This window comes from Streptomyces sp. NPDC028308 (assembly GCF_055565855.1).
Window position 1 is genome coordinate 131,559 of sequence record NZ_JBVHTO010000012.1, and the last position, 20,497, is coordinate 152,055.

19 protein-coding genes are annotated in these 20,497 nt (G+C 73.0%); 9 read left to right on the top strand and 10 right to left on the bottom strand.

All coding sequences use genetic code 11. From position 1 onward, the window contains the following. Window positions 1-17 precede the first annotated feature (17 nt). The gene (locus ACZ4VA_RS27650) at window positions 18-794 is read left to right on the top strand and encodes an acyl-CoA dehydrogenase family protein (RefSeq protein ID WP_468082844.1); all 777 of its coding nucleotides are present in this window, start codon (window positions 18-20) and stop codon (window positions 792-794) included. 10 nt (window positions 795-804) lie between these two features. On the opposite strand, the gene ACZ4VA_RS27655 is transcribed toward ACZ4VA_RS27650, so the two are convergent. After that, window positions 805-1,494 (bottom strand): GntR family transcriptional regulator, encoded by a 690-nt coding sequence (locus tag ACZ4VA_RS27655; protein ID WP_356171481.1) that lies wholly within the window; start codon window positions 1,492-1,494, stop codon window positions 805-807. Between the two features lie 318 nt (window positions 1,495-1,812). On the opposite strand from ACZ4VA_RS27655, the gene ACZ4VA_RS27660 reads away from it, so the two are divergent. The 5 genes from ACZ4VA_RS27660 to ACZ4VA_RS27680 all read left to right on the top strand — a co-directional run bounded on the left by ACZ4VA_RS27660 (window position 1,813) and on the right by ACZ4VA_RS27680 (window position 8,005). Then, window positions 1,813-2,292, top strand: coding sequence for a formate dehydrogenase subunit gamma (locus tag ACZ4VA_RS27660; protein WP_355785017.1), 480 nt, complete (start codon window positions 1,813-1,815; stop codon window positions 2,290-2,292). Beyond that, window positions 2,289-3,965, top strand: a complete 1,677-nt coding sequence (locus tag ACZ4VA_RS27665) for a formate dehydrogenase beta subunit (RefSeq protein WP_356237887.1) — start codon at window positions 2,289-2,291, stop codon at window positions 3,963-3,965. Before ACZ4VA_RS27660 ends, ACZ4VA_RS27665 begins: the two co-directional genes overlap by 4 nt. Next, window positions 3,962-6,772 (top strand): formate dehydrogenase subunit alpha, encoded by a 2,811-nt coding sequence (gene fdhF / locus ACZ4VA_RS27670; protein ID WP_389391648.1) that lies wholly within the window; start codon window positions 3,962-3,964, stop codon window positions 6,770-6,772. Before ACZ4VA_RS27665 ends, fdhF begins: the two co-directional genes overlap by 4 nt. A gap of 26 nt (window positions 6,773-6,798) precedes the next feature. After that, complete coding sequence (locus ACZ4VA_RS27675; RefSeq protein ID WP_356171491.1) at window positions 6,799-6,984, top strand: formate dehydrogenase subunit delta; 186 nt, start codon at window positions 6,799-6,801, stop codon at window positions 6,982-6,984. An 88-nt stretch (window positions 6,985-7,072) separates the two neighbouring features. After that, entirely contained in the window at window positions 7,073-8,005 is a 933-nt protein-coding gene (locus ACZ4VA_RS27680; protein ID WP_355794333.1) for a LysR family transcriptional regulator, read from the top strand. A 10-nt stretch (window positions 8,006-8,015) separates the two neighbouring features. On the opposite strand, the gene ACZ4VA_RS27685 is transcribed toward ACZ4VA_RS27680, so the two are convergent. Then, window positions 8,016-9,608: a FadD7 family fatty acid--CoA ligase gene (locus ACZ4VA_RS27685; protein WP_468082848.1), complete on the bottom strand. Its 1,593-nt coding sequence runs from the start codon at window positions 9,606-9,608 to the stop codon at window positions 8,016-8,018. Between the two features lie 262 nt (window positions 9,609-9,870). Between ACZ4VA_RS27685 and oxc the strand changes: the two genes are divergently transcribed. Continuing rightward, complete coding sequence (oxc, locus tag ACZ4VA_RS27690) at window positions 9,871-11,622, top strand: oxalyl-CoA decarboxylase (protein WP_356171497.1); 1,752 nt, start codon at window positions 9,871-9,873, stop codon at window positions 11,620-11,622. Between the two features lie 72 nt (window positions 11,623-11,694). Further along, window positions 11,695-12,951, top strand: coding sequence for a formyl-CoA transferase (gene frc / locus ACZ4VA_RS27695; RefSeq protein ID WP_356171500.1), 1,257 nt, complete (start codon window positions 11,695-11,697; stop codon window positions 12,949-12,951). A 111-nt stretch (window positions 12,952-13,062) separates the two neighbouring features. On the opposite strand, the gene ACZ4VA_RS27700 is transcribed toward frc, so the two are convergent. From ACZ4VA_RS27700 to ACZ4VA_RS27720, 5 genes are all read right to left on the bottom strand, one after another. Next, complete coding sequence (locus ACZ4VA_RS27700; RefSeq protein WP_356171502.1) at window positions 13,063-13,506, bottom strand: PAS domain-containing protein; 444 nt, start codon at window positions 13,504-13,506, stop codon at window positions 13,063-13,065. 108 nt (window positions 13,507-13,614) lie between these two features. Beyond that, a complete protein-coding gene (locus ACZ4VA_RS27705) occupies window positions 13,615-14,580 on the bottom strand; it encodes an alpha/beta fold hydrolase (protein ID WP_468082851.1) in 966 nt (321 codons plus the stop codon). Then, window positions 14,580-14,813: an acyl carrier protein gene (locus tag ACZ4VA_RS27710; RefSeq protein ID WP_355794346.1), complete on the bottom strand. Its 234-nt coding sequence runs from the start codon at window positions 14,811-14,813 to the stop codon at window positions 14,580-14,582. The genes ACZ4VA_RS27705 and ACZ4VA_RS27710 overlap by 1 nt, the downstream gene beginning before the upstream one ends. A 35-nt stretch (window positions 14,814-14,848) precedes the next feature. Beyond that, complete coding sequence (locus tag ACZ4VA_RS27715) at window positions 14,849-15,889, bottom strand: beta-ketoacyl-ACP synthase III (RefSeq protein ID WP_468082853.1); 1,041 nt, start codon at window positions 15,887-15,889, stop codon at window positions 14,849-14,851. Window positions 15,890-16,142: 253 nt separating this feature from the next. Beyond that, window positions 16,143-16,721, bottom strand: coding sequence for a TetR/AcrR family transcriptional regulator (locus tag ACZ4VA_RS27720; protein ID WP_356171511.1), 579 nt, complete (start codon window positions 16,719-16,721; stop codon window positions 16,143-16,145). Between the two features lie 386 nt (window positions 16,722-17,107). Here ACZ4VA_RS27720 and ACZ4VA_RS27725 point away from each other — a divergent pair, with 386 nt between their 5' ends. Continuing rightward, window positions 17,108-18,553 carry an MFS transporter gene (locus ACZ4VA_RS27725; RefSeq protein ID WP_356237891.1) on the top strand — a complete coding sequence of 482 codons (1,446 nt, stop codon included), beginning with the start codon at window positions 17,108-17,110 and terminating at the stop codon, window positions 18,551-18,553. An 89-nt stretch (window positions 18,554-18,642) separates the two neighbouring features. Here the strand turns inward: ACZ4VA_RS27725 and ACZ4VA_RS27730 are convergent, their stop codons facing one another. The 3 genes from ACZ4VA_RS27730 to ACZ4VA_RS27740 are packed head-to-tail and all read right to left on the bottom strand — an operon-like array spanning window position 18,643 to window position 20,392. Continuing rightward, the gene (locus ACZ4VA_RS27730; protein WP_356171517.1) at window positions 18,643-19,407 is read right to left on the bottom strand and encodes a metallophosphoesterase family protein; all 765 of its coding nucleotides are present in this window, start codon (window positions 19,405-19,407) and stop codon (window positions 18,643-18,645) included. After that, window positions 19,404-19,706, bottom strand: a complete 303-nt coding sequence (locus ACZ4VA_RS27735) for a BON domain-containing protein (protein WP_356171519.1) — start codon at window positions 19,704-19,706, stop codon at window positions 19,404-19,406. The genes ACZ4VA_RS27730 and ACZ4VA_RS27735 overlap by 4 nt, the downstream gene beginning before the upstream one ends. After that, window positions 19,703-20,392 (bottom strand): hypothetical protein, encoded by a 690-nt coding sequence (locus ACZ4VA_RS27740; RefSeq protein WP_356237892.1) that lies wholly within the window; start codon window positions 20,390-20,392, stop codon window positions 19,703-19,705. Before ACZ4VA_RS27740 ends, ACZ4VA_RS27735 begins: the two co-directional genes overlap by 4 nt. Window positions 20,393-20,497: the final 105 nt, after the last annotated feature.

The window sequence follows — 20,497 nt, forward strand, 5'->3', positions numbered from 1 at the left end:
CCCGAGGGGGTCGCCCCGTGTCGTACCGCACCACGCTCACCCACGTCCTCAGCACCGTCATAGCGCCCGGTGCCGCCCGGACCGGAGCCGAGGGGAGGTTCCCCCGCGGCGCCGTGACGGAACTGGGGCGGGCCGGGCTGCTCGGCCTCACCGTCTCCGCCGAGTCGGGCGGCGGCGGGCGCGGGCTGCCGGAGGCCGCCGAGGTGGTGGCCGAGGTCGCGCGCGTCTGCCCGGCGACCGCCGCCGTGCTGCGGTCCCACTACGCGGCCGTCGCGGTCGTCGAGGCGTACGGCAGCCCGTGGCTCCGCCGTGAGATCGCCGCCGGACGCCACCTCAGCAGCCTCGCCCTGGCCGAGGTCGGGGACGAACAGCCGACTGCGCGGGGCGAGTCGCGGTCCGGTGGCTCCACGGCCGTCCGCACCGGCGAGGTCGTCGCCCTGCGCGCGCACAAGCGGCGGGTGGTCGCGGCGGGCGAGGCCGACAGCTACGTGTGGTCGTCCCTGCCGCTGGCCGCGCCGGACGGCCTGACCCTGTGGACCGTCCCGGCCCACGCCCCCGACCTGTTCGTCCCCGCCCGGCCCGGCGGGCCGGGGCCCCGCGGCAGCGCGACCTCGACCGTGTGCGCCGATCCGGTCCTCGTCCCCGCCGACGCGATGCTCGGGCCGGACGGCGGTGGGCTGGACATCGTGGTGCGCACGGTCACGCCCTGGCTGCTCGAACTGCGCACCGCCGCCGACGACCACGCGGTGGCCGACACCCGCACTCCGGCCGTCGGCACTCTCGCGCCGTCCTGAGGACGCGCGGTCAGTCCTGCTCCGGGCCGGCGGCGATCTGCTTGCGGTAGAAGTCGGTGGTGCGCTGGGTGTGCCTGCGCATGATCTCGCTAGCCCGGTCCGCGTCACCCTTGGCGATGGCCTTGATGAGCTGGGCGTGCTCGTTCCACGCCTCCTTGCCGCGGGGCCGCGCGATGGGCGTGTAGTACCAGCGCACCTTCTGGCCCACCTGGGAGATCAGGTCGGCCAGTACGGCGTTGTCGGCGACCGCGGTGAGGCAGGCGTGCAGCGCGGTGTTGGCGGCGACCAGCCGGTCGACGTCCCCGGCGGCGAGCGCGTCGACGCCCTCCTGGTGGAGCTCCCACAGGCGCTCGACGTCCTCGGGCTTCGCGTTCTCGGCGGCGAGCTGGGCCGAGTACGTCTCCAGCACGGCGCGTACGCCGAGGAGTTGGGCCGCCTCCTCCTCGGTGGGGGAGTGCACGAAGGCGCCCTGGGAGGGGCGCAGATCGACCCAGCCGTTGGTCTGGAGGCGTTGCAGCGCCTCGCGCACCGGCTGGCGGCTGACGCCGAGGTGCTCGGCCAGCTCGGCCTCGACCAGGTGCTGGCCGGGCTTGAGGGAGCCGTTGACGATCAGCTCGGTCAGGGCGTCGTAGACGGCCTGACGCAGCGGTGCCGGGCGGGCGACGCGGCGGGACGCCGCAGCCGACAGGGCCTCGCGCATGGTTCCCCGTTCCGCCGACGGCCGGTGGGCCGGCGGCTCTGCCAGAGGTGGCCGCCCGTGCGCTCACGGTCGGCGGGCAGGGCGAGCATACAGGTTTTCGTATGCAAGATGGCGAGTGCCTTGAGCGGCGCTCAAGGCCGGGGAGTGGAGCCACATCGGCCCCTGGAGGCTCTGGGTGAACCTTCTTCGTCGGGCTTCTGTATACAGAAGTCTGTATGGGGTATGGTCGCGATGTCCCGCCAGCATCGCTGGGAAGAGCGGCTCTGTTCGTCGGTCACGGACCCCGCGGATCCGCAGGAGACGGAAGGCGAAGCGATCATGACGACCAGCGGGAGTGATGTGACGGTCGAGAGCGTGGTCCGCAGACTCGTGGCCGGTCACCGGGATCAGCGCGGTTCGCTGCTGCCCGTACTGCACGCCGTACAGGCCGAGTTGGGGCATGTGCCGCAGGAGGCGGTCCCCGTCCTCGCCGAGGAACTCAACCTCTCCCGGGCGGACGTCCACGGGGTGGTGACCTTCTACCACGACTTCCGCCGCGAGCCGGCGGGCCGCACGACGGTCCGCATCTGCCGCGCCGAGGCGTGCCAGGCCCTGGGCGCCGACCGCCTGGTGGGCTACGTCCGCGAGGCCGGACTGGCCCTGGGGGAGACGGCCGCGGACGGCTCGGTCACCGTCGAGCAGGTCTTCTGCCTCGGCAACTGCGCGCTGGGGCCCGCCGTGGAGGTCGACGGACGGCTGCACGGCCGCGTGGGCACGGCCCGGCTCGGCTCGATCCTCAAGGGGGCGGTCTCATCATGAAGGACTCGACGGGCGGCGGGACGACGGGCTCCACGGACCCTGTCACCCAGGACACCGCCACGCGCGGCGAACGGCGCCCGGCCGTGACGGTCTACGTCCCCCGCGACTCGGCGGCCAGGTCCGTCGGCGCGGACGAGGTCGCCGACGCCCTGCGGCAGGCCGCCCCGGACGGCGGGCCGGACATCGACGTCGTACGCAACGGATCACGCGGCATGCTCTGGCTGGAGCCCCTCGTCGAGGTGGCGACCCCGGACGGCCGGGTCGGCTACGGGCCGGTGGCCCCCGAGGACGTGGCGGACCTGCTCGCCGCCGGTCTGCTGGACGGCGCGGACCACCCGCTGCGGCTCGGCGTCGTGGACGAACTGCCCTGGCTGGCCCGCCAGACACGGGTCACCTTCGCCCGGGTCGGCGTGACCGACCCGCTGTCCACGCGCGACTACCTGGACCACGGCGGCCTCGCCGGACTGCGCGCGGCGCTGGCACTCGCCCCCGCCGACGTCGTCGCCGAGGTGACCCGCTCCGGACTGCGCGGCCGGGGCGGCGCCGGCTTCCCGGCCGGGATCAAGTGGAAGACCGTGCTGGAGTGCGCCGACGAGCTGAAGTTCGTCTGCTGCAACGCCGACGAAGGGGACAGCGGCACCTTCGCCGACCGCATGGTCATGGAGGGCGACCCCTTCATGCTCATCGAGGGCATGACGATCGCCGCCCACGCGGTCGGCGCGAGCGAGGGCTACCTCTACATCCGCTCCGAGTATCCCGACGCCGTGGCCACGATGCGCGCCGCGATCGGTATCGCGCGCGAGCACGGCTGGCTCGGGCGAGGCATCCTCGGCTCCGCGCTTGACTTCGACCTGCACGTCCGCGTCGGCGCCGGCGCGTACATCTGCGGCGAGGAGACCTCCATGCTGGAGAGCCTGGAGGGCAAGCGCGGCACCGTCCGCGCGAAACCCCCGATCCCGGCCGTCGAGGGGCTGTTCGGGAAACCGACCGTGGTGAACAACGTGCTCACCCTCGCCACCGTGCCCGTCGTCCTCGCCGAGGGCGCCGACGCCTACCAGGACCTCGGCGTGGAACGCTCGCGCGGCACCCAGGTCTTCCAGCTCGGCGGCAACGTCGCGCACGGCGGCATCGTCGAGACGGCGTTCGGCGTCACCCTGCGCGAACTCGTCGAGGACTACGGCGGCGGCACCTTCTCCGGGCGCCCCGTGCGCACCGTGCAGGTCGGCGGGCCGCTCGGCGCGTACCTGCCGACGTCGATGTTCGACCTCCCGATGGACTACGAGGCGTTCGCCGCCGCCGGGGCCATGGTCGGCCACGGCGGCATCGTGGTCTTCGACGACTCCGTCGACATGGCGGCCCAGGCGCGGTTCGCGATGGAGTTCTGCGCCGAGGAGTCGTGCGGCAAGTGCACGCCCTGCCGCGTCGGTTCGGTCCGCGGCGTCGAGGTGATCGACAGGATCGTGGCCGGGCAGCACCGGGAGGAGAACCTGGCGCTGCTGGAGGACCTCTGCGACCTGATGACCGAGGGCTCGCTGTGCGCCATGGGCGGACTGACGCCGATGCCCGTGCGCAGCGCCCTCGCGCACTTCCCCGACGATTTCCTCGCTCGCCGCCGAGTCCTGGAGATCCGACCCGTACACACGACCGGCGCCAGGACGGAGGGCACGGCATGACACTGCTCAAGGAACCCGACTTCGGCACCCCGGAGAAGCCCGGGGCGGCCACGGTCTCGGTGGAGGTGGACGGCCTGCCCGTCACCGTCCCCGAGGGCACCTCGGTGATGCGCGCCGCCGCGCTCGCCGGCATCGACATACCCAAGCTGTGCGCCACCGACAGCCTGGAGCCGTTCGGTTCCTGCCGGCTGTGCGTGGTGGAGATCGACGGCCGGCGCGGCACCCCGGCGTCCTGCACCACGCCGGTCGCGGACGGGATGCGGGTCAGCACGCAGACGCCCAAGGTGGAGAAGCTGCGCCAGGGCGTCATGGAGCTGTACATCTCCGACCATCCGCTGGACTGCCTCACCTGCCCCGCCAACGGCGACTGCGAACTGCAGGACATGGCGGGCGTGGTGGGACTGCGGCAGGTCAGGTACGGCTACGAGGGCGAGAACCACCTCGACGCCGAGAAGGACACGTCCAACCCCTACTTCGACTTCGACCCGGCCAAGTGCATCGCGTGCTCCCGCTGCGTACGCGCCTGCGGCGAGGTGCAGGGCACGTTCGCGCTGACCATCGAGGGGCGCGGCTTCGAGTCCAAGGTGGCGGCGGGCGCCGGCGAGAGCTTCATGGACTCCGAGTGCGTCTCCTGCGGGGCCTGCGTCCAGGCCTGCCCGACGTCCACCCTCCAGGAGAAGTCGGTCGTCGAACTCGGCATGCCGACCCGGTCCGTGGTGACCACCTGCGCCTACTGCGGGGTCGGCTGCTCCTTCAAGGCCGAGCTGCGCGGCGACGAACTCGTGCGCATGGTGCCGCACAAGGACGGCGGCGCCAACGAGGGCCACTCCTGTGTGAAGGGCCGCTTCGCGTTCGGCTACGCCACGCACCCCGACCGGGTGCTCAAGCCCATGGTGCGGGAGCGCATCACCGACCCCTGGCGCGAGGTCGAGTGGGACGAGGCGATCGGCACGGTCGCCCGCAGGATGCGCGAGCTCCAGGCGGCGTACGGGCCGAACTCGGTCGGCGCCATCACCTCCTCGCGGTGCACCAACGAGGAGGTCTACGTCGTCCAGAAGATGGTCCGCGCGGCCTTCGGCAACAACAACGTGGACACCTGCGCCCGGGTATGCCACTCCCCGACGGGCTACGGGCTCAAGCAGACCTTCGGCGAGTCCGCCGGCACCCAGGACTTCCGTTCCGTGGCCCAGGCCGACGTCATCATGGTGATCGGGGCCAACCCCACCGACGGGCACCCGGTGTTCGCCTCGCGGATGAAGCGGCGCCTGCGCGACGGGGCGGAACTCGTCGTCGTCGACCCCCGCCGGATCGACCTGGTGCGCTCGCCGCACATCGAGGCGCGCCACCACCTCCAGCTGCGGCCGAGCACCAATGTCGCCGTGGTGAACGCCATGGCGCACGTCGTGGTCACCGAGGGGCTGGTCGACCGGGACTTCGTGGACCGCCGCTGCGAAGGCTTCGACGAGTGGGCCGAGTTCATCGCGCTGCCGGAGAACAGCCCCGAGGCCGTGGAGCCGGTCACCGGCGTCCCGGCCGGTGAACTGCGGGCCGCCGCCCGGCTGTACGCCCAGGCGCCCAACGGGGCGATCTACTACGGCCTCGGTGTCACCGAGCACAGCCAGGGCTCCACCATGGTCATGGGAATGGCCAACCTCGCGATGGCGTGCGGCAACATCGGCCGCGACGGCGTCGGCGTGAACCCGCTGCGCGGCCAGAACAACGTGCAGGGCTCGTGCGACATGGGCTCCTTCCCGCACGAACTGCCCGGCTACCGACACGTCTCCGACGACGCCGTACGCACCGTCTTCGAGAACCTGTGGGGTGGCACGATCCTGGCCGAACCGGGGCTGCGCATCCCCAACATGTTCGACGCCGCGATCGACGGGACGTTCCGGGGGCTCTTCGTCCACGGCGAGGACATCGCCCAGTCCGACCCGAACCTCAAGCACGTCACCGCCGCGTTGCGGGCGATGGAACTGGTCGTCGTCCAGGATCTGTTCCTCAACGAGACGGCCAAGTTCGCGCACGTCTTCCTGCCCGGCGCCTCCTTCCTGGAGAAGGACGGCACGTTCACCAACGCCGAGCGCCGGATCAACCGGGTGCGCGCGGTGATGAAGCCGAAGACCGGCAAGCACGAGTGGCAGATCGTCAGCGAGATCGCCACGGCGATGGGCCACCCCATGTCCTACGACCACCCGGGCCGGATCATGGACGAGATCGCCTCGGTCACGCCCACCTTCACCGGCGTCTCCTTCGAGGTGCTCGACAAGCTCGGCAGCGTGCAGTGGCCGTGCAACGAGTCGGCGCCCGAGGGGACTCCCGTCATGCACGTGGACGAGTTCGTGCGCGGCAAGGGCAGGTTCGTCGTCACCTCCTTCGTCCCGACGAACGAGCGCAGCACCCGGCGCTTCCCGCTGGTCCTGACCACGGGCCGCATCCTCAGCCAGTACAACGTCGGCGCCCAGACCCGCCGGACCGCGAACGTCGCCTGGCATCCCGAGGACGTACTCGAACTGCACCCGCACGACGCGGAGGTGCGGGGCATCAACGACGGCGACATGGTGACGCTCGCCAGCCGCGTCGGACGGACGACGCTGCGCGCGGAGATCTCCGACCGGATGCCCACCGGCGTCGTCTACACCACGTTCCACCACCCCGTGACCGGGGCCAACGTGGTGACCACCGAGAACTCCGACTGGGCGACCAACTGCCCGGAGTACAAGGTGACCGCGGTGCAGGTGGGCCTCGCGCCGCGCGGCGCGGAGCCCGCCGGGGACGGCGTGCCTGCCGCGGCGGTGGACCGGTGACCGCCGGCGTCCCGCCGGAGCGCCGGATGGCCAACGACATCGCGGCGAACCTCCGGCACCTGCCGGGGGAGGAGGCCGCGAGGGCGGTCGCCGGGCACATCGACCGGTTCTGGGACCCGCGCATGCGCAGCCGGCTCCACGCGTTCGTCGACGCCGGGGCGGACGGCCTCGACCCCCTCGTCGTCGCGGCGGTGGGGCTCCTGCGCCCCTGACGCCAGGCCCCCGGCCCGCGGTACTCGCGCGGGCCGGGGGCGGCGCGCGCTGGGTAGGCTGGGCCGGCCCCGGTGAGAGGAGTCGTGCATGCTGTTCCGCCAGCTGGAGTACTTCGTGGCGGTGGCCAGGGAGAGGCACTTCGCCCGGGCGGCGGAGGCCTGCTACGTGTCGCAGCCCGCGCTCTCGGCGGCGATCGCCAAGCTGGAGCGGGAACTGAACGTCACGCTGATCAACCGCGGCCACAACTACCAGGGCCTCACTCCCGAGGGCGAGCGGCTCGTCGTGTGGGCCAAGCGGATCCTCGCCGAACAGGACGCGTTCAAGGCCGAGGTGGCCGCCGTCCAGTCCGGGATCACCGGGACACTGCGGCTGGGCACCGACCCCACCGCCTCCACGACCCTCGCGCTGCCCGTCGCCGCGTTCTGCGCCGCCCACCCGCTGGCCAAGGTGCAGGTCCGCTCGCGGCTGTCCACCAAGGAGCTGCACCGCCAGCTGCGCGACTACGAACTGGACGTGGCCATCGCCCAGTTCGATCCCGGCGACCAGGAGGGCCTCCAGGTCGTCCCGCTGTACGAGGAGAGGTACACGCTGCTGGTCTCCGGCGACCAGCTGACCTCCCAGGCCTCGGTGATGACATGGGCGGAGGCCGCGCAGCTGCCGCTGGCGCTGCTGACCCCCGACATGCGTATCCGGCAGATCATCGACTCGGTCTTCGCGGCCCAGGGGTTCGTGGTGACCCCGCAGGTCGAGACGGACTCGATCGCCTCCCTCTACGCGCACGTCGGCGTCGGCGACTGGGCGAGCATCGTGCCCCACACCTGGCTGCGGGCGATGCCGGTGGTCGGCAGGACGCGGGCGCTGCGGCTGGTCGAACCGGCCGCGGGCGCCCAGGTCTCGGTGGCCATCCACGCGGCGACCCCCGGTTCGGTCGCCGCCCGCGCCTTCGTCAACGCGGCGACAAGCCTGTCGCTGGACGACTTCTTCGACCAGCCGCTGCCGCCGGAGCACCGCGTACGGTGACCGCCCGGGCTCACCCCGCGTACCGGGCCGCCACCGCGCCCCGGTCCAGGGCGCCCTTGGCGGTGTGCGGCAGCGTGGCGACGACGTGCAGCCGCTCGGGCACCTCGAAGGACGCCAGCCGGCCGCGCGCGTACTCCAGGATGTGCGCGGACTCCAGGCACTCGCCCTCGCGTACGACCACGGCGGCGCCCACCCGCTGCCCGTACCTGGCGTCGGGCACCGCGAACACCGCCGCCTCCACGACCCCCGGGCATCCGGCGAGGACGTCCTCCACGTACTCGGGGGAGATCTTCTCGCCCCCGCGCACGATGAGGTTCTTGATGCGCCCGGTCAGGGTCAGGCAGCCGTCCTCGTCCAGCAGCCCCAGGTCGCCCGTGTGGAACCAGCCGTCGGTGAAGCACCGCGCGGTCTCCGCCGGGTCGCCGAGATAGCCGCGGGCGACGGTCGGTCCCCGCACCCACACCTCACCCTCCGTGCCGGCCCGCCGGGTCCGCCCGTCGGGGGCGACGACCCGGACGTCCACGCCGGTCGGCCGGCCCACCGTGCCCTGCCGCAACGACCCGTGCTGGGGCAGGGATTCGCTCGTCGCCTGGTGCGTGGACTCCGTCATCCCGTACGCGGACAGCAGCGGCACCCCGAGCGTTCGCTCCAGCGCCCGCTGCGTCGCGGCGTTCAGGGGCGCGCTGCAACTGCGGACGAACCGCATGGGCGGCGCCTGCGGGACCGGGAACCCGTCCGCCGACCGGTCCAGGAGGATCTCGTGGACCGTCGGGACCGCGGTGAACCAGGTGGCGCCCGCCGCCCGTACGTCGTCCCAGAACGTCCGGGCCGAGAACCGGCCCCGCTCCGGCAGCAGCACGCAGCCCCCGGCGGCCAGCGACGACACGAGCGCGGCGAACAGCCCGTGCCCGTGGAAGAACGGCATCACCGCGACCGTCGCGTCGGCGGGCCCCAGCGCGTAGGCCTCGCAGATGTTGCGCACCGACGCCGCCACGTTCGCGTGGGTCAGCGGGACCATCCTGGCCCGGTCGGTGGTGCCCGCGGTGAACAGGACCAGGGCGTCCCCGTCCGTCAGCTCGTGCGCCGCGCCCCCGGCGTGGGGCAGCGGGCGCGCGCCGGTGTCGAGCGCGACCGTGGCCGCCCCGCCCGGGGCGACGTCCACCCGCAGCGGCCAGACCGGGACACCGGCCCGCGCCACCGCCGGCGCGCCCGACGCGGGCGGTCCCACCAGGGCGGCCCGCGCGCCCATGGCCTCCAGACGGGCCGACAGCCGCGGTCCGGGCAGCGCGGGGTCGACCGGCGCGGCCACGAGACCGGCCCGCGCCGCGCCCAGCAGCGCGACGACGAACTCCGCCGTGTCGGCGCAGACCAGGCCGACCGCGTCGCCGCGCCGCAGCCGCGTGCCGCCGAGCCGCGCCGCCACCTCGTCGGCGAGCGCGTCCAGGGTCCGGTACGACAGCCGCACCCGCTCCCCGGTGACGATCAGCGCCCCGGCGTGCGGACGCTCGCGCACATGCCGGTCTAGGAGGTCGGTGAGCCCGGTGACGGAGGGCGGCCGGTACCGGTCGGCGCCGCGCTCGAAAGCCGCTGCCGGAACGGCCATGACCCCATCTCCCCGCGCTCGGTGAAGCAGTCCTCTGCGAGCCTGCGGCGGTGCGCGGCGCGCGTCCAATACCCACTGGCGAACGGCCGATAGCGGCCGTCTATCAAGGGAGTTGCGGGGCCTGGCGGCGGCGCGCCACCTGCCGTCGATAGACGCTGTTTATCGGCTGGTCGCCGATGGGTCTTGGACGCGGACGCGCGCGCTGCCGAAGGTGAGAGCAGTAGCCGCACCGGCAGGACCTGCCCAAGGAGGACCTCCGATCATGACCGCCCCCTCGTCCATGGAGACCGCGGCAGCAGCCGACGTTCCGACCGAGCTCACCGACGGGTACCACCTGGTCGTCGACGCGCTCAAGATGAACGACGTCGACACCGTCTACGGGGTGGTCGGCATCCCGATCACCGACCTGGCCCGCCTCGCCCAGGCCCAGGGCATCCGCTACCTCGGCTTCCGCCACGAGAGCAACGCGGGACACGCGGCGGCGGCCGCCGGCTTCCTCACCAAGAAGCCCGGGGTGGCCCTGACGGTGTCCGCGCCGGGCTTCCTCAACGGCCTCGTCGCGCTGGCCAACGCCACCACCAACTGCTTCCCGATGGTGCAGATCTCGGGCTCCAGCGAACGGCACCTAGTGGACCTCAGGCAGGGCGACTACGAGGAGATGGACCAGCTCGCCGCCGCGCAGCCGTTCGTCAAGGCCGCGTACCGGATCAGCCGCGTGGAGGACATCGGCCGCGGGATCGCCCGTGCGCTGCGCACCGCGATATCGGGCCGCCCCGGCGGCGTCTACCTGGACATCCCGGCCGCGGTGCTCGGCTCGGTCATGGACGCGCGGGAGGGCGCGAGGACGCTGAGCCGGCTCGTCGACCCCGCGCCCCGCCAGCTGCCCGCGCCCGAGGCGGTGGACCGCGCGATCGAGCTGCTCGCCGGCGCCGAGCGGCCGCTGGTGGTGCTCGGCAAGGGCGCCGCGTACGCCAGGGCGGACGAGCGGATCCGCGAGTTCGTCGAGTCCACGGGCGTGCCCTACGTACCGATGTCGATGGCCAAGGGGCTGCTGCCCGACGACCACCCGCAGTCGGCGGCCACCGCCCGCTCGCTGGCGCTGAAGAAGGCCGACGTCGTGATGCTCGTCGGCGCCCGCCTCAACTGGCTGCTCGGTCACGGCGAGGCACCGCAGTGGAACCCGGACGCCCGGTTCATCCAGGTGGACATCGAGCCCCGGGAGATGGACAGCAACCAGCCCATCGCCGCCCCGCTCGTCGGCGACATCGAGTCGGTCTTCGACGCGCTCGCCGAACGCACCAAGCCCGGCCGGATCGCGGCCCCGGCGGCCTGGCGGGAGGAGCTGGCGGCCCGCTCGGCGCAGAACGTCGCCAAGATGGCGAAGCGCCTGGCGGCCGACCCCAGCCCGATGCAGTTCATGGGCGCGCTGAAGGCGGTCCGCGACGTCCTCCGCGAGCGCCCTGAGACCTACCTCGTCAACGAGGGCGCCAACGCGCTGGACATCGCGCGCAACGTGATCGACATGCACGTACCGCGGCACCGCCTCGACAGCGGCACCTGGGGCGTCATGGGCATCGGCATGGGCTATGCGATCGCCGCCGCCGTCGAGAGCGGCGCGCCGGTCGTGGCCGTGGAGGGCGACAGCGCCCTCGGCTTCAGCGGCATGGAGCTGGAGACCGTCTGCCGCTACGGACTCCCCGTCGTGACGGTCGTCATGAACAACGGCGGCGTCTACCGCGGCGACGACGTGAACCCCCTCGGTGACGCCCCCTCTCCCACGACCCTGATGGCCGCGGCACGCCACGACCTGATGATCGAGGCGTTCGGCGGCAAGGGCTACCGCGCCACCACGCCCGCCGAGGTCACCGCGGCCCTCACCGAGGCGCTGGCCTCGGGCGGCCCCGCCCTCATCGACTGTGTCATCGACCCCTCGGCCGGCACCGAGAGCGGGCACATCTCGCACCTCAACCCGAAGGGCATCACCGTCGGCAACATCACGCCGCCGAAGAAGTGAGCGCCCCGGACCCTCGCAGCCCTTCCCGCACCGCACGCCCTCGCACGAGACCTCCACGAGAAGGAAGCCACGATGAGTGAAAAGCCGCTCGCCGGAATCAAGGTGATCGACTTCACCGGGGTCCAGGCCGGTCCCGCATGCACCCAGATGCTCGCCTGGTTCGGCGCCGACGTCATCAAGGTCGAGCGCATCGACGGCGGCGACGTGACGCGCCGTCAGCTGCGTGACATCCCCGACCTGGACGCCCTCTACTTCACCATGCTGAACAGCAACAAGCGCTCGCTGGCCATCAACACCAAGTCCCCCGAGGGCAAGGAGGTCATGGAGAAGCTGATCCGCGAGGCGGACATCCTGGTGGAGAACTTCGCGCCGGGTGCCATGGACCGCATGGGGCTCGGCTGGGACCGCCTCCACGAGCTGAACCCGCGGCTCATCTTCGGCTCCGTCAAGGGCTTCAACGACGACTCCAAGTGGAACGACCTCAAGGTCTACGAGAACGTCGCCCAGGCCGCCGGCGGCGCCGCGTCCACCACCGGCTTCTGGGACGGTCCGCCCACCATCAGCGGCTCGGCCCTCGGCGACAGCAACAGCGGTATGCACCTGATGATCGGGCTGCTGACCGCGATCATCCAGCGCGAGGCGACCGGCCTCGGCCAGAAGGTCTCCGTGTCCATGCAGGACGCCGTCCTCAACCTGACCCGGGTCAAGCTGCGCGACCAGCAGCGCCTGGAGAAGGTCGGCTACCTGGAGGAGTACCCGCAGTACCCGAACGGCGAGTTCGGCGACGCGGTGCCGCGCGGCGGCAACGCGGGCGGCGGCGGGCAGCCGGGCTGGATCCTGAAGTGCAAGGGCTGGGAGACCGACCCCAACGCCTACATCTACTTCACCGTCCAGGAGCAGAACTGGGCGCGCACCTGCGAGGCCATCGGCAGGCCCGAGTGGGCCGAGGACCCGGAGTACAGCACCGCCCTGGCGCGCCAGCCGCACATCATGGACATCTTCGGCGAGATCGAGAAGTGGCTGGCCGACAAGACCAAGTACGAGGCGGTGGACATCCTGCGCACGTTCGAGGTGCCCTGCGCCCCTGTGCTCAGCATGAAGGAACTCGCCGAGGACCCCGACATGCGCAAGAGCGGCACGATCGTCGAGGTCGAGCAGAAGGAGCGCGGCACCTACCTGACGGTGGGCAGCCCGATCAAGTTCTCGGACTTCAAGCCCGAGATCCTCGGGGCGCCGCTGCTGGGCGAGCACACGGACGAGGTGCTGGCGGACCTCGGCTACGACGCGGACGACATCCGCAAGCTGCACGCCGGCAGGGTCGTCGCCTGACCCGTACCGCTCCGATGCCCCGCGCGCGTGCCGTGCGCGGGGCATCGGCGTGCGCACACGACTCGGCCGGCGCCTCCCGTGAGGAGTGCGCCGGCCGAGTCGTGCGCGCCGTCAGACCGGGGTGCTGTCCGCCGCCCGCTCCTGGCGCCGGCGCATCGCCTCCCGCTCGCGGGCCCGCCGCGCGGTCACATCCCGGACGACCGCCCCCACGTGGCCGGGGCCGCCGCCGGGATCGGCCAGCAGCACCACGCTGAACTCGATGGAGAGGGTCTTGCCGTCCGCGTCCACGGCGGGCACCGACAGCAGGTCGCTCTCCCCGTACTTGGTGGCGCCCTCGGCCATGGCCGTGTGGAAGCCGTCCCAGTGCCGCTGCCGGTGCCGCTCGGGGATGATGACGTCCAGGCTGCGGCCCGCGACGTCGGCCGCCGGGAACCCGAAGATGCGCTCTGCGCCCCGGTTCCAGTACCGGATCAGTCCTTCATGGTCGATGATCACTATGCCGTCGGGTGCGTGGGCCGCCATGCCCAGCACCACCTCGGGACTCAGATCTTCCATGGTTCCTCCGCGCAGGGGCTCGCCGGACTGAGGTCGTATACAGAATACAGTCTTCCGGCGTCCGGGGAAGGTGTGCGGAGGGGGATCGGGACGGGGGGAGCGGGCGCGTCAGTCCGCGGGGTCCGGCGCTCCCGGGTGCTCCGGCGCCGTGCCGTAGGGCAGGCCGTCGAGGGGACGGTCCGTCAGGAAACGGAGCAGCAGATCCGCGTACTCCGCCTCCCGTTCGAGATGCACCATGTGGTCGGCGTCCCGTACGAGGAGGAAGGTCGACCCGGTGATCGAGGCCGCCACGGCACGGTTCTCCTCGGGCGTACTGGTGTGGTCGTGCTCGCCGGTGAACACCAGTGCCGGGACGGAGTCGATGCGCTCGCTCGGGATGGGGTCCGCCGCGACCAGCCGCTCGTGGCAGACGGCGTGACGCCGCGCCTCGGCCGGGGTGATCCCCGCGAACTGCCGCCGCAGCAGCCGGGCCACGGCCGGCGCCTGCGCCACCCGGTCGGCGCGGGCCGTGTTGAGCAGCCCCGCGACGGCTCGTTCCACCGCGGCCTCCGCGTCGGCGTCCTCCCGGCCGAGGACGGCGCCGACACCCCGCATGTCCTCGCACAGCGCCCGCAGCCGGGGGTTCATCCCGCGGGCCGCGCCGACCAGCACGAGCCGGGCCACGCGGTCGGGCCGGCGCAGCGCCGCGCGGTAGGCGATCGGTGCGCCGTAGGAGGCGCCGAGGAGGTTGACGCGGTCGTGGCCGAGGCGGTCCGCGAGGTGCAGGGCGGCGTCGGCGAGGACGTCGAAGCCCTCCTCGGCGGGCAGGTCGTCCGCGGTGCCGGTGCCGGGCAGGTCGACCAGCACCAGCGAGGTGTGCCCGGTGAGCCTGCGCTCCAGCCGGGGCCAGGCGTACATGTCCTGCAGCGCGCCGCCGAGCAGCACCAGGGGCTCGGTGACCGGGGCCGCGTCGGAGGTGACGACGCGGCAGGTGTAGCGCAGACCGCGCCAGTTCAGCCGTACGACCTCTTCGCGCGTGTGTTCCGGAGGGATCCAGGGCGGTGCGGTCCAGGGGGCGGTGGTGGTGGGGGACATCACGAGGTCTCCGCGGCCCGCCCGGCGATGAGGTCCGCCAGGGCGCTGACCGTGGGGACCCCGGCGAGTTCCTTCTCCGGGATCACCAGTCCCATCCGGTCCTCCAGATGCATGGACAGCACGGTCACCGCCATGGAGTCGATGCCCGCGCGGGCCAGCGTCGCGTCCGGGGTGATCGGGCCGGCGGGCAGGCCCGCCTGGGTGGTCAGGATTCCCTTGAGTTCTTCCAGCAACGTGTGCGTCTCCTTGTGTACCGAGCGGACGGGTCTCACAGCTCCGCGGTGATCCCCGGGGGCCAGACCAGCGTCGTGGCGGCCCAGGCCAGACCGCTGCCGAAGGCGACCACCAGCACGCGGTGCCCCGGCTTCAGCCGGCCCTCGTCCGCGGCGTGGGCGAGCAGCAGGGGCACCGACGCGGCCGCGGTGTTGCCGACCCGGTCGATGTTGGACGGGGTGCGCTCGGCGGGGATGCCGAGCGCGTCGGCGACGCAGGCGCCGATGCGCCCGTTGGCCTGGTGGACGACGAGCCGGTCCACCTCGTCGAGGGTCCAGCCGGCCGCCGCGACCGCGTCCCGGGCCGCCTGGGTCATCCGGCGCACGGCGTGCCGGAAGACCTCGTTCCCGCGCATGTGAACGAAGAAGTCGGCCGGGGGAGCGGAGTGACGCCGGTGCCGCTCGCGGGCGCCGCCGGCCGGGATCTCGATGGCGTCGCCGAGCGAACCGTCGCTGCCCCAGGCGAACGGGCCGAGGGTGCCGTCGCCGCCGGGGGTGCCGGCCTCCAGGACCACGGCTCCCGCCCCGTCGCCGAAGAGGGGGGCCGTCGCGCGGTCGTCGGGGTCGATGATGGCGGACATCGTCTCGGCGCCCACGACGAGGACCCGGCGGGCGCTGCCGGCCGCGATCAGCCCGGCGGCGACGGCCGCGGCGTGCACGAACCCGGCACAGCCCGCGGTGATGTCGAAGGCGACCGCGCCGGACAGACCGAGCCGGTGCGCCACGGCAGGCGCGGTGGCGGGGCAGTGGTGGTCGGGGGTGGTGGTGGCGAGGACCACGGCGTCGACGGTGTCCACCCCGGCCGAGCGCATCGCCCGGCGCCCGGCCTCCACCGACATGTCGCCGGTGGACACGGCCTCGTCCGCCCGACGGCGCTCGTGGATGCCGATCCGCTCCCGGATCCACTGGTCGCTGCTGTCCAGCCGCGTGCACAGCTCCTCGTTCGTGACCCGGCGGGGCGGGAGCCAGGAGCCCACGCCGGTCAGGACCGCGGCGGCGCCAGGACCGGGGGCAGGCGGTGTAGTTGGGGCACTCATATACGCAACGTACATGAGCGGCAACGGAAAGTTGTCAACGGGCTGATCGCGGGGCCGCGCACGCGGTGCGGGGCCGGCACTCGTGGAGCGGATGGTCCGGCCGGGCCACCGGCGTCCGGCGCGGGTCGCGCAACTGCCGGTCGGTGTGCGGCCGTTCCGGTGACCGGGGGCGCCCGGGTGCGGTCGGCCACCGGCGGCTCCGGTGCTCGCGTGCCGGTCCCGCCGGCCCCTCGGGGCCGCGCCGGCGGGCGGGTCAGTGGTGGGTGCGGACGCCGTCGAGGGCGACGGCGAGCACGCGGTCGCGCTGGGCGTCGTCGAGGAAGTTCGTCGCGGTGATCCCGGCGACCATCCGCAGCAGGTCGTCGAAGTCGATGTCCGCGCGCGCCTCGCCGGCCTGCTGGGCGCGCGTGAAGAGCGGGCCGCCCGCCTGGTACATCGAGTCGCGGCAGGCGAGGGAGACGTCCGACTCGCTGCTGAGGGCCTCGCGGACGGCGCGCTTGGTCACGGTGTAGTCCACGAACCGGCGCAGCCAGGCCGCCAGCGCCTGCCACGGCTCCAGCGCGGCGACGTCCAGTGCCGTGCGGCACAGCTCGTTCACCTCGTCGGCGTAGACGCTCTCGAAGAGGTGGCGGCGGGTCGGGAAGTTCCGGTACAGCGTGCCGATGCCCACGCCCGCGCGGCGGGCGATGTCCTCCAGCGAGGCCTCCGCGCCGTTCTCGGCGAACGCCTCGCGGGCGGCGGCCAGCAGGGCGTCGTAGTTGCGGGCCGCGTCCTTGCGGTGCGGGCGCTGCGACGCGACGATCTCGCCGACCGGGAACCGCTGAGCCGTCACTGCTGCCTCCAAGCCGGGAAGGTGGTTGAAGCGGAGGGGTGCCTCCGCTACAGTGGAGGCGTACCTCCACTTTAACAGTCGGGGCGGTTCTCCGACGCTGCGTACGGCCGTACGCACCGCCGGCCCCGCTCGTACGACGGCCCGTCGACAGCCGCGTACCGAGCGCCCCGCCCCCTCCACGCCTCCCTCGCGACCGCACCCGTGGCCGCACATCCCTCGACGGCCCGCACCGACGTGGCCGTACCCCTGCACCCCCGACCCCGGCGCCCCGTACAACCGCCCCGCGCGGTCCCCGGCGCCGCTCCCCGGGCTGCCCGCAGCCCGTCCGGTCCGTACGACCGCGGCCGGCCTTCTTCCGGCCGCACCCTGTTCGGAGAGGCTCCTCCATGCCCCGCAAGTCCACCCGCCTCACCTTCGCGGTCCTCGCGACCGGTGCGGGCGTCTTCTCCATGCTCCAGTCGCTGATCGCGCCGGCCCTGCCGACCGTCCAGCACGCCCTGCACACCTCGCAGTCCACCGCGACCTGGGTGATGACGGCCTATCTGCTGTCCGCCTCGGTCTTCACCCCGATCCTCGGCCGCGTCGGCGACCTCGTCGGCAGGAAACGCACCCTCGTCGCCGTCCTGGTGACCGTCACCGCCGGCTGTCTGCTGGCCGCGCTCGCCCCGACCATCGGTGTCCTGATCGTCGCCCGCGTCGTCCAGGGCATCGGCGGCGCGCTGTTCCCGCTGTCCTTCGGCATCATCCGGGACGAGTTCGCCGCCGCCGAGGTGAGCCCCGCCATCAGCAACCTGTCCGCCGTGATCGCCGCGGGCGGCGGCGTGGGCATCGTGGCCGCCGGCCCCATCGTGACCGCGCTCGACTACCGCTGGCTGTTCTGGCTCCCCGTCGGCGTCGTCGCGCTCACCACCCTGATCGCCCTGCGCTACGTCCCGGAGTCGCCCGGCCGGGCCGAGGGGCGCGTCAACTGGCTCGGCGCGGTCCTGCTGTCCGGATGGCTGGTGGCGCTGCTGCTGCCGCTCAGCCAGGCGACCCGCTGGGGCTGGGGATCGGCCCGCGTCGTCGCCCTCTTCGCCGCCGCCGTCGTCCTCTTCGCCCTGTGGCTCCTCGCCGAGGCCCGCTCGCGCAGCCCGCTGATCGACCTGCGCGTCATGCGGCTGCCCGCCGTGTGGACCACCAACACCGCCGCCCTTCTCTTCGGCGCGGGCATGTACGCGATCTGGTCCTTCCTGCCCGCCTTCGTGCAGACCCCGCGCTCCGCGGGATACGGCTTCGGCGCGAGCGTCACCACGGCCGGACTGCTCATGCTGCCGATGCTGGTCGCCATGTTCTGCTCCGGCGTGCTCAGCGGACGCCTGGAGCCCGTGCTCGGCGCCAAGAAACTGCTGGTCGCCGGGGCCGCGCTCGGTGCGGTCGCCTGCGCCTTCCTCGCCCTGTGGCACGACCGGCCGTGGCAGGCCGCGTTCGCCGCGGGCGTGTTCGGCCTCGGCATCGGACTGGCCTTCGCCTCGATGGCCAACCTCATCGTCGGCAGCGTCCCGGCCGCCCAGACCGGTGCCGCGACCGGCATGAACGCCAACATCAGGACCATCGGCGGATCGATCGGCGCGGCGGTCACCAGCGTGCTGGTGACCGGCCGGCTCCAGCCCTCCGGCCTGCCCTACGCCTCCGGCTACACCCACGCGTTCGCCCTGCTCGCCCTGCTCTGCCTCGGCGCGGCCCTCGCCGCGCTGCTCGTCCCGGTCCAGCGCGCCCGCCGCGTCACCGGCACGCCCCGGGCCGGCGCCCCGGCGGGCACCGCGGCGGCCCCGGCACCGGCCGTACGCGGCTGAACCGCGCCCGGCACGACAGCGTCCGCCGCCGGGACCCTCGTGACAGAGGGCCCGGCGGCGGACGCGGTGGTACGCGCGGGAGCCGGGGCTCAGACGGACGTCCCGGTCGGGACACCCTCCCCGGCCCGGCGGTGGGCGTGGAGCTCGTACACGCTGAAGGCGCGCCGGATGACCGGCTGCGCCACGTTGCGCACCCGGACCCCGCCGCTGGTCATCCCGTGCTCGGTGCCCGCGTGCGCGTGCCCGTGCACGGCGAGGTCCGCGCCGGCCGTGTCGACGGCCTCGGCGAGGAGGTAGCTGCCGAGGAAGGGGTAGATCTCCAGCGGCTCGCCCGCCAGCGTGTCCGGCACGGGGGAGAAGTGCGTCAGCGCGATCCGCACGTCGCAGTCCTCCCGGGCCAGTGACTCCAGCGAGGTCCGCAGACCGTCCGCGCAGCGCCGGCTGTAGCGGACGAACTCCTTCATCAGCGGCTCGCCGAACTCCCCGGCGTTGCGGCCGACGAAGCCGCCGCCGAACCCCTTGGTGCCGGCGACACCGACGCGCCCGGAGCCGGTCTCCACGACGCTCGCTTCGCCCTCCAGCACCTCGACACCCGCGTCCTTGAGGATCGCGGTGACCTCCTCCGGCCGTTCGTCGTGGTGGTCGTGGTTGCCCAGGACGGCCACCACGGGCACGCCGAGCCCCCGGACCTCGTCGGCCACCACGCGCGCCTCCTCGGGCGTGCCGTGCCGGGTGAGGTCACCCGCCAGCAGCAGGATGTCCGCGCATTCGGGCAGGGTGTCGAAAGCCGGCCGGAGCAGGCCCCGACTGTCGTGCCCCATGTGGATGTCCCCGACGGCTGCGACCCGGATCATGCCAGTTCCTCCGTGTGGTCGGGGGCGTTGGTCTCGGCCACCACGATGTCGCAGTGCACCGTCAGACCCGCCAGCTCGTCCTGTGCGATCCGCAGGATCTCGTCCCGGCAGTGCGAGGAGGGGACGGTGCCCGTGAGCATGACCGCCCCGGACCGCACCTCGGCCCGGACGCCCAGTTCCCCCAGGTCGTCGGCCGCCAGCCGGTCGCGCAGGTGCGCCACCCGGTACTCGACGTTCTGCCCGGCGCCGCCCGGGGCGGCCGGGTCCCGGCTCGCGTGGTCCGCTGTGTGCTCGCTCATCGTCCATCCTTCTGCGGTGCGATGACTTCCAGGCGTTCCAGCAGGTAGAGGAACGCGTCCGGCATCGGCGCGTTCCCGCAGGTCTCGCGCACCTGCCCCCAGTCGACCTTCTCGCGCAGCGCCCGCGCGATGGGCAGCACCGCGCCGAAGTCGCAGTGGTGCTCGGAGAAGGCGGACAGCAGACTCCGCATCAGGTCGGTCGGTGCCAGGACCGGCATCTGCACCGAGTCGACGGACAGGGTGTCCGCCCGGTGCAGCAGGTCGCTGTCCACCGGCTGGTGCGCCAGTTCGAAGATCAGGTCGATGTCCTGCCCGAGGCACTTGGCCTTCAGCAGCCAGTCCTCCGGGGGCGCGAACACCTCGAGACCGGACGCGCGCAGGGTGTCCGCGACCGGCCCCGCGTCCTCGGGTTTGATGCAGAAGTCCGCGTCGTGCTGGAGGTTCCCGGTGCCGCCGTGCGCGTACACGGCGACGCTGCCGGCCAGGGCGAACTCGTATTCGTTCCGCTTCAGGATCGCGCCGACCTGCTTGGCCGCCTCCAGGATCGCCTGATTGCGGTCGCGGGGCAGATCCAGCTCGTGCGGGTCGAGCAGCCGGCCGGCCTCCTTGGGGCGTACCGCCGCCAGTCGCAGTTCAGGAGAGATCTGCCGCTGGTCGAGAGCGGCGTCGTCCGCGTTCTGCGTCATTGCTGCTCCGTTTCCGTGTCCCGAGACCGGTTTGGACACTTGGGTACCCGTTCCGGTACCCGGCTCGCCCGTTTCGACACGGCGGCCTCCCCCGGCCCCCGGACC

Bases quoted from the DNA above. Each gene is read 5' to 3' on its own strand.
- ACZ4VA_RS27655 (WP_356171481.1), bottom strand. From the start codon at position 1,494: ATGCGCGAGGCCCTGTCGGCTGCGGCGTCCCGCCGCGTCGCCCGCCCG.
- ACZ4VA_RS27660 (WP_355785017.1), top strand. From the start codon at position 1,813: ATGACGACCAGCGGGAGTGATGTGACGGTCGAGAGCGTGGTCCGCAGA.
- ACZ4VA_RS27665 (WP_356237887.1), top strand. From the start codon at position 2,289: ATGAAGGACTCGACGGGCGGCGGGACGACGGGCTCCACGGACCCTGTC.
- fdhF (WP_389391648.1), top strand. From the start codon at position 3,962: ATGACACTGCTCAAGGAACCCGACTTCGGCACCCCGGAGAAGCCCGGG.
- ACZ4VA_RS27675 (WP_356171491.1), top strand. From the start codon at position 6,799: ATGGCCAACGACATCGCGGCGAACCTCCGGCACCTGCCGGGGGAGGAG.
- ACZ4VA_RS27680 (WP_355794333.1), top strand. From the start codon at position 7,073: ATGCTGTTCCGCCAGCTGGAGTACTTCGTGGCGGTGGCCAGGGAGAGG.
- ACZ4VA_RS27685 (WP_468082848.1), bottom strand. From the start codon at position 9,608: ATGGCCGTTCCGGCAGCGGCTTTCGAGCGCGGCGCCGACCGGTACCGG.
- oxc (WP_356171497.1), top strand. From the start codon at position 9,871: ATGACCGCCCCCTCGTCCATGGAGACCGCGGCAGCAGCCGACGTTCCG.
- frc (WP_356171500.1), top strand. From the start codon at position 11,695: ATGAGTGAAAAGCCGCTCGCCGGAATCAAGGTGATCGACTTCACCGGG.
- ACZ4VA_RS27700 (WP_356171502.1), bottom strand. From the start codon at position 13,506: ATGGAAGATCTGAGTCCCGAGGTGGTGCTGGGCATGGCGGCCCACGCA.
- ACZ4VA_RS27705 (WP_468082851.1), bottom strand. From the start codon at position 14,580: ATGTCCCCCACCACCACCGCCCCCTGGACCGCACCGCCCTGGATCCCT.
- ACZ4VA_RS27715 (WP_468082853.1), bottom strand. From the start codon at position 15,889: ATGAGTGCCCCAACTACACCGCCTGCCCCCGGTCCTGGCGCCGCCGCG.
- ACZ4VA_RS27725 (WP_356237891.1), top strand. From the start codon at position 17,108: ATGCCCCGCAAGTCCACCCGCCTCACCTTCGCGGTCCTCGCGACCGGT.
- ACZ4VA_RS27730 (WP_356171517.1), bottom strand. From the start codon at position 19,407: ATGATCCGGGTCGCAGCCGTCGGGGACATCCACATGGGGCACGACAGT.
- ACZ4VA_RS27735 (WP_356171519.1), bottom strand. From the start codon at position 19,706: ATGAGCGAGCACACAGCGGACCACGCGAGCCGGGACCCGGCCGCCCCG.
- ACZ4VA_RS27740 (WP_356237892.1), bottom strand. From the start codon at position 20,392: ATGACGCAGAACGCGGACGACGCCGCTCTCGACCAGCGGCAGATCTCT.